Annotated in this window: 1 protein-coding gene; it reads right to left on the reverse strand. The window is 46.6% G+C overall.

Annotation, left to right across the window (positions count from 1 at the left end; translation table 11 throughout):
• On the reverse strand, positions 1–1,558 hold a 1,558-nt coding region (locus ACFINC_RS09355; protein ID WP_375617035.1), incomplete at both ends, for a DUF4815 domain-containing protein.

Consider the following 1,558-nt stretch of genomic DNA (forward strand, 5'->3'; position numbering starts at 1 on the left):
ATCTCGAGTGTAAAGGTTGCACCACCTGGCAAGAAGGTTTTGATATAGCTGGTCAATCTTGCCTTTTCCCCAAAGGCAAAAGCCCGCGTGATATAAGTTGCTGTTTTATGAATCTTTCCTGCAATCAACTGAACCGGGGCAAATAACACCGGAGAGAGTTTCTCTGTGCCTTTAAGAATAGCGCGAAGCTTGACCTTTTCACTGATATATTCGCTAAGGCTTAGCAATTGAAAGGGTAGCAGTTGGTAAACCGTGCCGTTGTTGCGTTCAATTTCAAAGATGACAGAGCAATCGCTTGAAGGCAATTCTACCGCTGCACGCACTTGCAAATCAGAACAATCCACAAGATCAAAGGTGCCTAAATCAACCATCTTTTCTGTTTGCCTGTAGCGTGCAGCCAACACCCGAAAGGCTAATGCTTCATCTTGATGGGCGCTCCAGCTTTGTGCATTGACAGAAGAAAAGCGCGGACCCGTCACATAGGGGTGGCTTGAGACATATCTTTGGCTGTCTTTATCAAAATCCCCAAGTTTAGCCAGTGATACGGAATGATCCGCATCATCGGTTTTAATGACAAAGGCGGTGAGACGGTCATCAGGAACGGTTAAGGGTACATCATAGCGTGCGCCAGCCCAGCCGGTTTTGGCGCCCTTCATGGAATAGGAGGTTTGGGCTTGAATATCAGCGGTAGGATAACCGTTTTCGGTGGTGACCAAATCAATAACAAGGTCATGGTTTTGATTGCCAATTTTACAAAGATGGAAATCAATGCCAGTGATTTGCCGTGTTTCATCGGGGGTAAAGACTTGGGCTTGCGGGTCGACTTGTGTCCATATTTTCACTGTGGTGGTACGTCGCATCACCTTTACATCAATGACACCTTGACCGGTAAAAAGCCCTGTTGCAACGGTGCCCCCTCTGCCTCGTGCAATCACATTCTTTGTACCAGCCGTAATATTCGCAGGAATGCTAAAGATGCCTTCAAGGGTGCCTTTGCTATCGGCAACAAGGCGGCTGTTGGGTAAGACATCCACACCATCAAAGGTAAGGCTTTCCAAGATTTCACCACGACCAAAGCCTTCAATCTTAAAATTCAGCTTAATTTGTCTTAAAAAATCGATTTGCTCTCGAGTCTCATTGATGAGGTCATCACGTACTTCCGTGTTACGGATAGTTCTCCCGCGATTCCATCCCATATTGAGTTGATTGGTGACACTTGAAAGCCAATCGGTGCGCTGTTCATGCCAAAAATCTGTTGCGGGGTTAAGGGAGACAGTCCCGGGCAAAGGCGCAAAATTTTGATAGGGGTTGATCTTTTCGCAAGCCGTTGTCAACTCTTGCGCAATGATCACTTCATTTGTCCAGTCAAGGGTGATGGGTGCGGTCAGGTGAGCGGTGTAAAAGGTTGGATCAATGGCAAGCTGTAAAATGCCATGACCAATAGCCCCTGTTTGGGGAAACCCTTCATCGCGATAACTGTCATCGAGAAAAGGGTCTGCAAACATGCCTTTTTTGGCAACGGGCTCTTTAGAGTCAACATTACTTTTAATACGCTCTA

The organism is Bartonella sp. AP58NXGY (assembly GCF_042195785.1).
Lineage (GTDB): Bacteria > Pseudomonadota > Alphaproteobacteria > Rhizobiales > Rhizobiaceae > Bartonella.